This window comes from Achromobacter xylosoxidans, assembly GCF_002192695.1.
Classification (GTDB): domain Bacteria; phylum Pseudomonadota; class Gammaproteobacteria; order Burkholderiales; family Burkholderiaceae_B; genus Achromobacter; species Achromobacter xylosoxidans_C.
Genome location: NZ_MTLG01000071.1, coordinates 116,198 through 129,173, shown reverse-complemented (window position 1 = coordinate 129,173; position 12,976 = coordinate 116,198). Strand labels below are relative to the sequence as shown.

The following is a 12,976-nucleotide window of genomic DNA, read 5'->3' as shown; positions in this document are numbered from 1 at the left end:
TTGCCGTCGCGGCCGCGCCCGCCGATGGGAAAATGCACGGCAAGATCGCGCACGGACAGCAAGGCGGAAGATTGCGGCGAAGTCATTGGGCGGCCTCCGGATACAGCCAACAGGCGACTTCCTGGCCCTCGCCTACACGGGTCAGGGGCGGAAACGCGTCGCGGCAGCGCGCCATGGCCTGCCCGCAACGCTCCATGAAGGGACAGCCCGCGCCGCGCTCCCAGATCGAGGGCACCACGCCGGGAATCTCCGGCAGGTCCGGGCGCAGGTCGTCGGGCTCGCGGTCCAGCTCGGGCAGACAGGCGATCAGCCCCTGGGTGTAGGGATGGCGGGGCTGCGCCAGGATCTCGCGCACGCCGCCCTGCTCCACCACGCGGCCACCATACATGACCACCACACGGTCGGCCATTTCCGACACCGCGCCCATGTCATGCGTGATCAGCAGCACCGCGGTGCCGCGCCGCGCCTGCTGCTCGCGCAGCAGGTCGAAGATCTGCGCCTGCACCGTCACGTCCAGCGCGGTGGTGGGCTCGTCGGCGATCAGCACGTCAGGGTCGCAGGCCAGCGCGATGGCGATCATCACGCGCTGACGCATGCCGCCCGACATCTGGTGCGGATAATCGTCCACGCGCCGTTCCGGCAAGGGAATGCCGACCGACTTCAGCATCTCGATGGCGCGCTCGCGGGCCTGGCTCTTGCTCAGCCCCTGGTGCAGCCGCAGGGGCTCACCGATCTGGTCGCCGACCGTGTACACCGGGTTCAGCGCCGTCATGGGCTCCTGGAAGATCATGGATATCTTGTTGCCCCGCACCTGGCGCATGGCCTCCTCGTCGCGGCCGGCCAGGTCGTCGCCGCGCAGGCGCACGCTGCCCCCGCCGATGCGCCCCGGCGCGGGAATCAATCGCATGATGGCCAGCGCAGTCATGCTCTTGCCACAGCCGGACTCGCCCACCAAACAGAGGGTCTCGCCAGGGTTCAGCGCGAAGCTGACTGCGCTCAGCACCTCCGCCACGCGGCCGCGCGTCTGGAACTCCAGGCTCAGGCTGTCGACCTCCAGCACGGGCGCCTGCGGCGCGGCGTTCATGCCCGCCCCCGCGAGTTGGGATTGAGGGCGTCGTTCAGCCCATCGCCGATCAGGCTGACCGCCAGCACGGTCAGGAAGATGGCGGCGCCCGGCAGGGTCACCGCCCACCACGCGGTCAGGATGTAGGGGCGGTTGCTGCCTATCATCAGGCCCCAGCTCATGATGTTGGGATCGCCCAGGCCCAGGAACGACAGGCCGGCCTCGAACAGGATCGCCGTGCCTATCGCCAGCGTCGCCGACACGATCAACGGCGCCAGCGCGTTGGGCAGGATCACCCGCCAGATGATGCGCGCGTCGCCCGCGCCTATCACTCTCTCGGCCAGCACGTACTCGCGGCGTTTGAGGCGCAGGAATTCGCCGCGCGCCAGCCGCGCCGTGCCCGGCCAGCTGACCACCCCGATGGCGATGGCGATGGTCGCCAGCGACGGCGAAAACAGCGTCACCAACACCATGGCGAACAGCAGGGTCGGCAGCACCTGGAAGAACTCGGTGATGCGCATCAGGGTTTCGTCGATCCAGCCGCCGTAGTAGCCCGCAAGCGCGCCCACCGTCAGCCCGATGGCCATGGACAGCACCGCCGCCACCACGCCGACCAGCAGCGTGGCGCGGCCGCCGTAGACCATGCCGGTCAGCACGTCGCGGCCCAGGTAGTCGGTGCCCAGCAGCGCGTCCGCGCCCGGCGCCGTCATCGGCGCGCCGGCGATCTCGAAGGGATCCGCCTGCATGATCATGGGCCCGAAGAGCGTCACGGCCAGGATGGCGGCCAGTAACAGCACGCCGGCCAGCGCCGAGGGATTGCGCGCGAACACCCGCAGGGCCTCGTACGACGGGCGGGCCGGCGGCCGCGCCGCCTGGCCTTGCAAGGCGGCGATGGATACGGCGGGAGGAGTCTGGCTCATGACGTCTTGATCCTGGGATCGATCAGGCGGTAGGCCAGATCGGTAAGCTGATTCATCACGACCACCAGCAGCGAGGCGAACAGCAGGATGCCCAGCAGCGTGGGATAGTCGCGCCTGAGCACGGAGTCGAACGCCAGCCGGCCCAGCCCGGGCCAGTTGAAGACCGTCTCGACCAGGATCGCGCCCGCCAGCACATTGCCGAACTGCAGGCCCAGCATGGTCACCACCGGCAGCACGCCGTTGCGCAATGCATGCTTGTAGAGCACGGACCGCTCTGGCAGGCCCTTGGCGCGCGCGGTGCGGATGTAATCGGCCGACAGCGCCTCCATGACGCTGGCGCGCGCCAGCCGGCTGTACTGCGCCAGGTAGACGAAGGCCAGGGTGAAAGCCGGCAGCACCAGGTGGTGCAGCACGTCCAGCGCGCCCGCCCAGCCGTCCTGCGGCCCGCCGGCGGAACGCATATCCGACACCGGGAAGATCGGCAGCGCCGAGGCGAACAGGATGATGAGGATGATGCCGGTCCAGAACACCGGCGCGGAATAGCCCACCACCGACAATAGCGTGATGCCTTGCGACAGCGGCCCGTTGGGCTTGCGCGCGGCCAGCGTGCCCAGCAGCGTGCCCACCACGAACGCGCTCAGCACCGAGGTCACCACCAGCAGCAGCGTGGCCGGCACGCGGTCCCAGATCAGCTGCGCCACCGGCACGTTGAAGAAATAGGAATAGCCCAGGTCGCCTTGCAGCACTTGCATCAGGTAGATGCCGAGCTGCGTCAGGAAGGGTTTATCCAGCCCGTACTGCGCGCGCAACTGCGCCCGCAGTTCTTCGCTGATGCCGCCCATGGACCCCGCGATGGTCTCGACCGGATCGCCCGGCGAGATGTGGATCAGCAGGAAATTCAGCGTCACCACGGCCAGCAGCAGCACCAGCGCGTAGGCCAGGCGGCGCAAGAGATAGCGCGTCATGGCGGCTCCACCCTACTGCAGGTAGGTATCGTCCATGGGCGATATGACGCCCCAGATGCCGTCCGGCAGGCCGTGCACCTTCTTCAAGGACAGGGTGTGGTACGGAATGACCGTGAGGAAATCGATGGGCACGTCGGCCGTGACCAGGCGCTGGAATTCCGCGTAGAGCGCGCGGCGCTTGTCCGCGTCGGTTTCGGTGCCGGCCTGTTCCAGCAGTTCGTCCACCTTGGGGTTGGAGTAGGACTGCGTGTTGGTCCAGATGATGTCGCGGATATTGCTGGACAGGTAGGTGCGGTGCACGCCGATCACCGGATCGCCCCAGTTGAAGACGATGTCGGTGGTCATGTCGAAGTCCTTGCCGGCAATGCGCTTGGCCCAGGTCGGGAAGTCCGGCGAGGCGCGCACCTGCACCGCGATGCCGACCTTCTTCAACTGGCTGCGCAGGTATTCCGCCACGTTCTTGCCCTGCACGTCGGAACCCGGCATGTAGTCCACCGTCAGCGACAGCCGTTCGCCCTTGGCGTCCTTCTTGTAGCCTGCCTCTTCCAGCAATTGCTCGGACTTCTTCAGGTCCAGCGGATACTTCGCCAGGTCCTGCGTGGCGAACGGGCTGGTGCCGATGATGGGCCCGTCGGCGGGCTTGGCGAAGCCGGCATTCAGGGCCTTGGTGATGAAGCCCTTGTCGGTGGCATAGGCGATGGCCTGCCGCACCCGCACGTCGTTCAAGGGCTTGCGCGCCGTGTTGAAGGCCAGCCAGCTCAAGGCGCCTATGCCTTCATAGCCCTTGCTGGTCATGACGATGGCGGAATTTTCCTTGGCGCGCCGCAGGATGGTGGGCTCGGTCATGAAGGGCAGCACGCCGATGTCGCCGCGTTCCAGCCCGATCAGCAGATTGGTCGCGTCCGGATTGATCTTCACCACGATCCGGTCCAGGTAGGGCTTGCCGGGCAGGAAGAATTTGTCGAACTTCTCCAGCACGATCTCCTGGCCTGGCTTGAATTCCTTGAACTTGAACGGACCCGATCCGACCACATCGGCCGAGTTGCGCGGATGGCTCTTGAGGTCCTGTCCATCGTCGTAGATGTGCTTGGGCAGCACCGGCATCAGGGCCGGCGACAGCGCCAGCAGGATGGCCGGATGCGGCTTGTTCATGCGCAGCACCACCGTGTAGGGATCCGGCGTGTCCACTGCTTCCACGGGCGCGAACATGGTCTGGAAGGGATGGTTCTTCTTGACCGCCATGACAGAGAACGCGACATCAGCCGAGGTCACGGGCTTGCCGTCATGGAACAAGGCGTCCTTGCGCAGATGCAGCGTCAGCGACTTGCCGTCCGGCGCCAGCTCCCACGATTGCGCCAGATAAGGCTGCGGCTTCCAATCCGCGTCGTAGCGCAGCAGGCTGGCGAACAGCTGCGTGCTGGGCAAGGCGGTTGCGATGCCCGATTGCACCGCGCCGTTCAGGTGCCGCGGCACTTGCGTCGACCCTATCACCAGCGTGCCGCCGGGCTTGGGCGCGTCCGCGGCCATGGCCCCGCCCGCCAGGGCCAGCGCCGTCAGTATCGTGGTCAGGCATTTTCTTGCGCTGCGCATGTTCTACCCCTTGATGTCTAGTATCACGAACCATTCATCGGATGGCCTTGGGGGTAGCGTATCCAGCCTGCGGGTCCAGGCTTAGTACCAAACCGCCGGACTTTTTGGAGCCAGCCCCGCAAACGGTCCGGATTCAGGCTGCCAGCGCCCGCGCGTACAGCGAAGCCACCGCGCAGCTGTTGACGCGGGCCTGCATGGAATCGGAGCGGCTGGTCAGCAGCACGGGCACGCGCGTGCCCAGCACCAATCCGGCGGTGCCCGCGCCAGCCAGCCAGGTCAGCTCCTTGTAGAGCATGTTGCCGGCCTCGATATCGGGCACCAGCAGGATGTCGGCATCGCCCGCCACGCGCGAGACGATGCCCTTCTGGTCGGCCGCCTCGCGCGAGATGGCGTTGTCGAAGGCCAGCGGGCCGTCGATATCGCCGCCGCGGATCTGCTGCCTGTCCGCCATCTTCGACAGGGCTGCCGCGTCCAGCGTGGCGGGCATGGCGGGATTGACGGACTCGGTGGCGCACAGCACCGCGAGCTTGGGCCGTTCCACGCCCAGCGCGCGCGCCAGGTCGATCGCGTTCTGCGCGATGTCGGCCTTTTCCTGCAGGGTCGGCGCGATGTTGACCGCCGCGTCCGTCAGGATGAAGAGCTTGGGGTACGCGGCCACCGCCATCACGAAGGCATGGCTGATGCGCCTGTCGGTGCGCAGCCCCGCGTCGCGCGCCACCACCGCCGACATGAAGTGGTCGGTATGCAGGCTGCCCTTCATCAGCATGCGCACCGCGCCGTCGCGCGCCAGCGTCGCCGCGGCGCGCGCGGCCTGCACCTCGTCGTCCGGCGTGTCGAACACTTCCAGCTCGCCTGCGCGCAGCCCTAGCTCCGCCATCATGGCCCGCAGCCTGTCCGCCGGACCGACCAGCACCGGTTCGATGTAGCCTGCGTCACGCGCCTGCACGGCCGCGCCCAGGCTGTTCGGACACAGCGGATACGCCACTGCCGTGCGCAAGCGTCCGGCCGATAGCGCGGCATTGCGCAGCGGCTCGAACAAGCTATCGCTTTCCATTTCGTTCTGCTCCTGCCGCGGAGATCCGCGGCGCCTGGCGAGAAGAATCCGGCGCGGCGGCGGCCGCGCCGGACGAACGCCACGCGATCAGCGCTTGGCGGGATCGATCGACAGCGGCACCTCGCCCGGATGGAACGGCTGGTTCACGTACTGCTTGTACTTGTCCAGGAAGCGCACCGGCTGCTTGAGCGCGTCGCGGCGGAACGGGTCGCCCAGTTCCTGGCTGACCATCATCTCCAGCACGGTGGTCTTGCCCTCGGACTGGGCCTTGCAGGCGGCCTGCAAGGCCGCGCCCACCTGGTCGGCGTGCTCTACCCGTATGCCTTCCGCGCCCATGGCGCGCGCCAACTCCGAGAAGTTCGGATTCTTCAGGTTGCTGCCGACGAAGCGGCGGCCGTAGAAGTCCACCTGGTTCTTCTTTTCGGCGCCCCACTGCCCGTTATGGAACACCACTGCCGTCACGGGTATCTTTTCGCGCACGCAGGTCAGCAGTTCCTGGAAGCTCATGCACCAGGCGCCGTCGCCCACGTAGGCCACGGCCGGCCGGTCGGGCCTGCCGAGCTTGGCCCCGATTAGCGCCGGCAAGGCATAGCCGCAATTGCCGAAGCTCATGGCGGCCAGCATGGAGTTCGGTTCGTCAAAGCGCAGATAGCTGTTGGACACCGAGCAGATATTGCCGATGTCGGTGGACACCATGACATGCTTGGGCATGGCGCGCTCCAACTCGCGCAGCATGCGGCGCGGATGCATGCGGCCACCGCCGTGCTCGATGATGTCCAGGCTCCAGTCGTCGCGTTCGTGCGACCAGCTGTCCAGTTCCTTTTCCCATTCGGCCTTCTGCGCCGCGATCTGTTCGCCGCGTCCCGCCTTGGTGGCCGCGCAGGCGACCTCGCGGCCCCGCAGCTTGGCGGCCAGCGCCGCAGCGGCCGGTTTGGCGTCGCCGCAAATGCCTACCGACACCGGGCGCACCAGGCCCAGCATGCGGTGGTCGGCGTCCACCTGGATGATGCGCGCGCCCTGCGGCCAATAGTCCAGCCCGTGCTGCGGCAAGGTGCCGAAGGGTCCCAGGCGCGTGCCCAGCGCCAGCACCACGTCGGCCTGCGACAGCAGTTTCATGCCCGCCTTGGCGCCCTGGTAGCCCAAGGGGCCGCACCACAGCGGATGGCTGGCCGGGAAGGCGTCGTTGTGCAGATAGCTGGTGACCACCGGCGCGCCCAGCAGCTCGGCCAGGGCCACGCATTCCGCCTGGCCGTCCGAGAACAGCACGCCGCCGCCCGCCACGATGACGGGAAACTTGGCCTGCGCCAGCATCTGTGCCGCCGCTTCCAGGTCCTCTTCCGAGCCCGGACCGCGGCGGATGCGGCGCGGCTCCGGAATGGCCACGTCGATCTCGCCGTAGAAATAGTCGCGCGGGATGTTCAGCTGGGTCGGACCGCGTTCGGCCAGCGCATTGTCGAAGGCCTTGGCGGTGAATTCCGCCATGCGATCGGGCCGGTTCACGTGGGCCTGGTACTTGGTGATGCGCGAGAAGATCGGCAGCTGCTCAGTTTCCTGGAAGCCGCCCAGCCCCATGCCCGCAGTGCCGGTCTCGGGCGTGATCGCCACCACCGGGCTGTGCGCCCAGTAGGCCGCCGCCACGCCGGTCACGAAGTTGGTGATGCCCGGGCCGTTCTGCGCGATGCACACGCCATGGCGGCCGGTGACGCGCGAATAGCCGTCGGCCATGTGCGCGGCGCCCTGCTCGTGCACCGTGGGCACGAAGCGGATGCCGGCCGCCGGAAACAGGTCCAGCGCGTCCATGAAGGCCGAGCCGACGATGCCGAATACGTCCTTGACGCCCTGCGCGACCAGCGTTTCCACAAACGCTTCGCTGGGGGTCATGTGTTGCTTGCTGCTCATGGTCTCTCTCCTGGCAGGCCGGCGGTGTCGGATTGCATCTGGGCCGGCATGATCCGATACTGCAGCAGAAACCTGCATGTTCCCAGCCCACGGCGTTTCATTTTCTGCGAAATCCGTGCGAGGATGCGCAGCAAGCCGCCGAATCTTCAATTATTGAAAGATGAAAGACGAATCCTCCGCAGCGCTGCGCGCGCTGACCCTGCTGGAACAGGTTGCCCGCTCCGGGCAGCCGGTATCGCTGGCCGCGCTGACGGACGCCACCGGCCTGCCCAAGCCGTCGGTGCTGCGCATCCTGTCGCGGCTGGTCGACGCCGGCATGCTGCTGCGCGAGCCCGCCGGCAAGAGCTACGTCAGCGGTCCGCGCCTGAGCGCGCTGGCGCGCGACACCCTGTTGAATTCGCCCTTGCGCGGCGAGCGCCACCGCATCCTGGACAGCCTGGTCGACGAGATCGGCGAGACCTGCAACTGCACCATGCTGGACGGCGACGAAGTCATCTACCTGGACCGTGTCGAAACCGCCTGGCCGCTGCGGGTCAACCTGCATTCGGGCTCGCGCGTGCCGTTGCATTGCTCGGCCAGCGGCAAGCTGTTCCTGGCCCACATGCGGCGCGAGGCGCGCCAGCGGCTGCTGGCCGCGGCGCCCTTGCCGCGCTACACGCCCAACACGCTGTGCGACGTGGCCGCACTGGAACAAGAGCTGCGCACCATCAAGAAGGAAGGCGCGAGCTTCGACCGCGAAGAATTCCTGCTGGGCATCGTCTGCATGGCGGTGCCCATCCTGCATGGCACGCGCGCCATTGCCGCGGTCGCCTTGCATGCGCCGGTGGCGCGGCTGTCGATCGACGGCGCGCGCGCCTGGCTGCCGCGCATGCAGGAGGCCGCCCGCGCGCTGGCCGGCACCTACGAATCCGAGGCCTAGCGCCGGCCCGCCCCGGTTCGGCCCCCCGGGGCCTTCATTCCCGGCTCTTGTTTCAGGGCCAATCGGCCGCAGGCATTACACTCTTGGGCGTATGCGGTTCGCGCAACCGCCCCTTTCTTTTGCCGCCGGGCCGCCCCCGGGGCAGAAAGCGACTATCTCTCCTATCGTGACCGACACCTCCTTTACCTCCCTGCCCCTGCTGCCCGCCCTGCTCGACAACCTGAAGAGCCTGGGATTCGAGCAGATGACGCCCATCCAGGCCCAAAGCCTGCCGCTGATCCTGGAAGGCCGCGACCTCATCGCGCAGGCCAAGACCGGCAGCGGCAAGACCGCGGCCTTCGGCCTGGGCGTGCTGCAGAAGCTCGACCCGACGCGCCTCGCGCCGCAGGCGCTGCTGGTATGCCCCACGCGCGAACTCGCCGACCAGGTCGCGCAGGAGTTGCGCCGGCTGGCGCGCCAGATCGCCAACGTCAAGATCCTGACCCTGTGCGGCGGCGCCGCCGCCCGGCCGCAGGCCGAATCGCTGGCGCGCGGCGCGCACCTGGTGGTAGGCACGCCGGGCCGCATCCAGGATCACCTGGAGCGCGGCAGCCTGGACCTGTCGGGCCTGAACACGCTGGTGCTGGACGAGGCCGACCGCATGGTCGACATGGGCTTTTATGACGATATCGTGGCCATCGCCTCGCATTGCCCGAGCAAGCGCCAGACCCTGCTGTTCTCGGCCACCTATCCCGACAACATCCGCAAGCTCAGCGCCCGCTTCCTGCGCAACCCCGCCGAGGTCAAGGTCGAGGCGCAGCATGACGCCAGCCGCATCGAGCAGATCTTCTACGAAATCGACGAAAAGGACCGGCTCGACGCGGTGACCCGGCTGCTGGCGCACTTCCGCCCCGAATCCACGCTGGCCTTCTGCAACACCAAGATCCGCAGCCACGACCTGGTGGAACGCCTGCAAGCCGAGGGCATCAGCGCCCAGGCCCTGAACGGCGACCTGGAACAGCGCGAACGCGACGAGATCCTGATCCAGTTTGCCAACCGCAGCTGCGCCGTGCTGGTGGCCACCGACGTGGCCGCGCGCGGCCTGGACATCCAGAACCTGAGCGCCGTCATCAACGTCGACGTGACCAAGGACACCGAGGTCCACGTGCACCGCATCGGCCGCAGCGGCCGCGGCGACCAGAAGGGCCTGGCGCTGAGCCTGTGCTCGCCCGAGGAAATGCGCTGGGCCAACCTGATCGAGCAGTACCAGGGCGCGCCCCTGGTGTGGGGCGACATCAAGACGCTGCGGCCCAAGGCGGACCGGCCGCTGCGCGCGCCCATGATCACCTTGTGCATCCAGGGCGGCAAGAAGGACAAGCTGCGCCCGGGCGACCTGCTGGGCGCGCTGACCGGCGATGGCGGCCTGACGTTCGAGCAGGTCGGCAAGATCAATATCACCGAGTTCAACTCCTACGTGGCGCTGGACCGCCAGATTGCCAAGCAGGCGTTCTCGCGCCTGTCCAACAGCAACATCAAGGGCCGGCGCTTCCGCATGCGCTATCTGGAAGAGTTCTGAATATCGGCGGGCGACAAGAACTTGATCGTTTTGCTCGGGTTTTGCAATAATGGCGCGGCCTGCCCTGGCGGCCGCCCAGTCCGCGATCACCGGGGCGCGGAACCAAAGGCTCGCAACCTGTTCCAACGGCCGCGGTCCCCTTTCAACCAATAGATGAGAAACTCACCATGATCAAATCCGACGACACCGGCAAACTGATCCTGCGCCTGACCCTCGGTATTCTGATTCTGCTGCATGGCCTGTTCAAACTGACCGGCGGCGGCGTCGGCGGCATCAGCGGCATGCTGTCCTCGCATGGCCTGCCTGGCTTTCTGGCCTATGGCGCCTACGTCGGCGAAATCCTCGCCCCCGTCCTGCTCATCGTCGGCATCTACACCCGCCTGGGCGGCCTGCTGATCGCCATCAACATGGTCGTCGCCATCCTGCTGGCCCACTCCGGCCAGATCAGCAGCATGACCAACAACGGCGGCTGGGCGCTGGAACTGCAAGGCATGTTCCTGTTCGCCGGCCTGGCCATCGCCTTCATGGGCGCCGGCCGCTTCAGCCTCGCCGGCAACGGCGGCCGCTGGAACTGACAGCCGTAACACGGCGCTACGCGCTATCAGGGGGTCGCCGAGGCGGCCCCCTTTCTTTTGCGCGGACATTGATACGAACGACATCGACGGTCACGCAGGCGCAAACATCCGTCACCGGAAAGCTGTTTCGGAACGATTACAGTCCAGAACCCTGGGGACTGGCCCGTGGCCTAATCCTGACGAGCGCGAAAAAGGCGTGGACCACGCCCGGCGCTCGGCAGGAGCCGCAAATGAAGAAGAGTCTGTTGCTGATGCTGGCCATGTCCAGCGCCTTGACTGGATGCGTGGTCGTGCCCGCCAGGCCGGCGTACTACCGCCCGGCGCCGGTGTACTACACGCCGCATTATTACTACCCGGCATATCCAGCCCCTCATTACTACTATCGTGGCTATTGATCCGCGCGCCCGTTGCGCCAAGGAAAAGACCATGAACATCTACTCCCGGATCCTCCACCCGCGCCCCCTGGCCGCGGCAGTCCTGCTGGCCGCCAGCGCCGGCGCCGCGGCCCAGACCTATGCGCCGCCGCCCGCTCCCGCCGCGCCCGTCTATGACGATGGCGATCCGGCGAACGCCAACCTGGCCCTGGTGGACCGCAGCCCCCAACCGCCGCCGCCACTGCCGGTCTACGTCCAGCCGCCCGCCCCGGCCGACGGCTACATGTGGGTCCCGGGCTACTGGAGCCTGAACCGCTACGGCTATTTCTGGGTGCCCGGCGCGTGGGTGCTCGCTCCCTATCCTGGCGCGCTGTGGACGCCGGGCTACTGGGGATTCAGCAACGGCATCTATCTGTGGAACCCGGGCTACTGGGGCCCGCACGTCGGCTTCTATGGCGGGATCAACTACGGCTTCGGCTACAGCGGCCTGGGCTATGTGGGCGGCTACTGGAAACGCGACCGCTTCTACTACAACCGGTCCGTGACGAACGTTAATGTCACGCGCGTGACCAACGTCTACAACCACACCGTGGTGGTGAACCACGTGGACAACCGCCGCGTCAGCTACCACGGCGGGCCGTCGGGCATCCGACGCGACGCGGACCCGCGCGAACTTGCCGCGCGCAAGGAGCGCCATGCGCCGCAGACCGACATGCAACGCGGGTATGTGCGCGACGCCGGCAACAATCGCGCGCAGTTCTACGACCACAACAAGGGACGCCCGCCTCAGGCGTACGTGGACCATCAATCCAACGGCAGGCCGCCTGAAGGCCAACGCCCGGGGAACGGGCGCGATGGCCGCGACGGATGGGATGGACGCGATCGCGTGCAGGACAACAATGGCCGCGACAACCGCGGCGGTCCGAATCGCGGCGACGAGCAGCGCGGGCGCGATATGCCCGGCGGACAGGCAGGCCGCCCTCAACCGCCGCAGGCGCAGCAGGTGCGCGAACAGCAGCAACGCGATCAGCAGGCACAGCAGCAGGCGAGTCAGCGACAGCAGCGTGACCAGCAGGTCCAGCAGCAGGCGCGTCAGCAACAGCAGCGCGACCAGCAGGCGCAGCAACAAGCACGCCAGCAACAGCAACGCGATCAACAGGCGCAGCAACAAGCACGCCAGCAACAGCAACGCGATCAGCAGGTGCAGCAACAAGCACGCCAGCAACAGCAACGCGATCAGCAGGTGCAGCAACTAGCACGCCAGCAACAGCAGGCGCGTCAGCAACAGCAGGCGCGTCAGCAACAGCAGGCGCGTCAGCAACAGCAGCGCGATCAACCGCGCGGGGACGGAAACGGCAACGGCCGCGGCGGTCCCGGGCGCGACTAGGACCGGACGGCATCGGTCCGGGCCGCGAGCTGGACCCTGGCCTCCTGCGGGGCTACAGTAGGCCTGTCGCCGCGCGGCCGTTGAAACCTATGGAGATTCCGATGAAGCGTATTGCCCCCTGGTTACTGCTTTGCAGCCTGCTGGCCGGCCCCTCGGCCCAGGCCGCGCTGGACGTGGGCGCACCCGCGCCGGACTTCAGCACCCAGGCCTCGCTGGGCGGCAAGGTCTACACGTTCACGCTGAACGAAGCGCTCAAGCAGGGGCCAGTGGTGCTGTATTTCTTTCCCGCTGCCTTCACCCAGGGCTGCACGATAGAGGCGCACAACTTCGCCGAAGCCACCGACGAGTACAAATCCCTGGGCGCCACCGTCATCGGCGTGTCGACCGACAACATCGACACCTTGAACAAATTCTCGGTCAGCGAGTGTCGCGGCAAGTTCGCGGTGGCGGCCGACGGCGACGGCAAGATCATGAAGGCCTACGACGCCGTCCACGACAAGCGTCCCGAATACGCGCAACGCATTTCCTACGTGATCTCGCCGCAAGGCAAGATCCTGTACGAATACACGGACATGAACCCCGATTCCCATGTGGCCAACACCATGCGCGCGCTGCGCGACTGGAAGGCCAGACAGTAGGCGCCGCCACCTGATGCGGGGCCACCAAGGGCCGCCC

12 protein-coding genes are annotated in these 12,976 nt (G+C 67.2%); 6 read left to right on the top strand and 6 right to left on the bottom strand.

Annotated features, from left to right (window positions below; genetic code table 11):
* Positions 1–82: 82 nt before the first annotated feature.
* From BRO63_RS13255 to xsc, 6 genes are all read right to left on the bottom strand, one after another.
* Positions 83–1,084: an ABC transporter ATP-binding protein gene (locus BRO63_RS13255; RefSeq protein WP_088140240.1), complete on the bottom strand. Its 1,002-nt coding sequence runs from the start codon at positions 1,082–1,084 to the stop codon at positions 83–85.
* Positions 1,081–1,983, bottom strand: a complete 903-nt coding sequence (locus tag BRO63_RS13250) for an ABC transporter permease (protein ID WP_088140239.1) — start codon at positions 1,981–1,983, stop codon at positions 1,081–1,083. The genes BRO63_RS13255 and BRO63_RS13250 overlap by 4 nt, the downstream gene beginning before the upstream one ends.
* Positions 1,980–2,948 carry an ABC transporter permease gene (locus tag BRO63_RS13245; RefSeq protein ID WP_088140238.1) on the bottom strand — a complete coding sequence of 323 codons (969 nt, stop codon included), beginning with the start codon at positions 2,946–2,948 and terminating at the stop codon, positions 1,980–1,982. The genes BRO63_RS13250 and BRO63_RS13245 overlap by 4 nt, the downstream gene beginning before the upstream one ends.
* Positions 2,949–2,960: 12 nt before the next feature.
* Positions 2,961–4,538, bottom strand: coding sequence for an ABC transporter substrate-binding protein (locus tag BRO63_RS13240; RefSeq protein ID WP_088140237.1), 1,578 nt, complete (start codon positions 4,536–4,538; stop codon positions 2,961–2,963).
* 133 nt (positions 4,539–4,671) lie between these two features.
* On the bottom strand, positions 4,672–5,592 hold the full coding sequence (locus BRO63_RS13235; protein ID WP_088140236.1) for a bifunctional enoyl-CoA hydratase/phosphate acetyltransferase: 921 nt from the start codon (positions 5,590–5,592) through the stop codon (positions 4,672–4,674).
* An 87-nt stretch (positions 5,593–5,679) separates the two neighbouring features.
* Positions 5,680–7,491: a sulfoacetaldehyde acetyltransferase gene (xsc, locus tag BRO63_RS13230; protein ID WP_088140235.1), complete on the bottom strand. Its 1,812-nt coding sequence runs from the start codon at positions 7,489–7,491 to the stop codon at positions 5,680–5,682.
* Positions 7,492–7,651: 160 nt separating this feature from the next.
* Here xsc and BRO63_RS13225 point away from each other — a divergent pair, with 160 nt between their 5' ends.
* The 6 genes from BRO63_RS13225 to BRO63_RS13205 all read left to right on the top strand — a co-directional run bounded on the left by BRO63_RS13225 (position 7,652) and on the right by BRO63_RS13205 (position 12,939).
* A complete protein-coding gene (locus tag BRO63_RS13225; RefSeq protein WP_088140234.1) occupies positions 7,652–8,410 on the top strand; it encodes an IclR family transcriptional regulator in 759 nt (252 codons plus the stop codon).
* Between the two features lie 166 nt (positions 8,411–8,576).
* Positions 8,577–9,965 carry an ATP-dependent RNA helicase DbpA gene (dbpA, locus tag BRO63_RS13220; RefSeq protein WP_088140233.1) on the top strand — a complete coding sequence of 463 codons (1,389 nt, stop codon included), beginning with the start codon at positions 8,577–8,579 and terminating at the stop codon, positions 9,963–9,965.
* A gap of 167 nt (positions 9,966–10,132) precedes the next feature.
* Positions 10,133–10,540 (top strand): DoxX family protein, encoded by a 408-nt coding sequence (locus tag BRO63_RS13215; RefSeq protein WP_088140232.1) that lies wholly within the window; start codon positions 10,133–10,135, stop codon positions 10,538–10,540.
* A gap of 230 nt (positions 10,541–10,770) precedes the next feature.
* A complete protein-coding gene (locus tag BRO63_RS34185) occupies positions 10,771–10,935 on the top strand; it encodes a hypothetical protein (RefSeq protein WP_013393510.1) in 165 nt (54 codons plus the stop codon).
* A 31-nt stretch (positions 10,936–10,966) separates the two neighbouring features.
* Positions 10,967–12,301, top strand: a complete 1,335-nt coding sequence (locus BRO63_RS13210; protein WP_088140231.1) for a BcpO-related WXXGXW repeat protein — start codon at positions 10,967–10,969, stop codon at positions 12,299–12,301.
* 101 nt (positions 12,302–12,402) lie between these two features.
* Positions 12,403–12,939: a peroxiredoxin gene (locus BRO63_RS13205; protein WP_088140230.1), complete on the top strand. Its 537-nt coding sequence runs from the start codon at positions 12,403–12,405 to the stop codon at positions 12,937–12,939.
* Positions 12,940–12,976 lie beyond the last annotated feature (37 nt).

What these genes read in the sequence shown, in the direction of transcription:
- BRO63_RS13255 (WP_088140240.1), bottom strand. Translation starts at nt 1,084, where the DNA reads ATGAACGCCGCGCCGCAGGCGCCCGTGCTGGAGGTCGACAGCCTGAGC.
- BRO63_RS13250 (WP_088140239.1), bottom strand. Translation starts at nt 1,983, where the DNA reads ATGAGCCAGACTCCTCCCGCCGTATCCATCGCCGCCTTGCAAGGCCAG.
- BRO63_RS13245 (WP_088140238.1), bottom strand. Translation starts at nt 2,948, where the DNA reads ATGACGCGCTATCTCTTGCGCCGCCTGGCCTACGCGCTGGTGCTGCTG.
- BRO63_RS13240 (WP_088140237.1), bottom strand. Translation starts at nt 4,538, where the DNA reads ATGCGCAGCGCAAGAAAATGCCTGACCACGATACTGACGGCGCTGGCC.
- BRO63_RS13235 (WP_088140236.1), bottom strand. Translation starts at nt 5,592, where the DNA reads ATGGAAAGCGATAGCTTGTTCGAGCCGCTGCGCAATGCCGCGCTATCG.
- xsc (WP_088140235.1), bottom strand. Translation starts at nt 7,491, where the DNA reads ATGAGCAGCAAGCAACACATGACCCCCAGCGAAGCGTTTGTGGAAACG.
- BRO63_RS13225 (WP_088140234.1), top strand. Translation starts at nt 7,652, where the DNA reads ATGAAAGACGAATCCTCCGCAGCGCTGCGCGCGCTGACCCTGCTGGAA.
- BRO63_RS13215 (WP_088140232.1), top strand. Translation starts at nt 10,133, where the DNA reads ATGATCAAATCCGACGACACCGGCAAACTGATCCTGCGCCTGACCCTC.
- BRO63_RS34185 (WP_013393510.1), top strand. Translation starts at nt 10,771, where the DNA reads ATGAAGAAGAGTCTGTTGCTGATGCTGGCCATGTCCAGCGCCTTGACT.
- BRO63_RS13210 (WP_088140231.1), top strand. Translation starts at nt 10,967, where the DNA reads ATGAACATCTACTCCCGGATCCTCCACCCGCGCCCCCTGGCCGCGGCA.
- BRO63_RS13205 (WP_088140230.1), top strand. Translation starts at nt 12,403, where the DNA reads ATGAAGCGTATTGCCCCCTGGTTACTGCTTTGCAGCCTGCTGGCCGGC.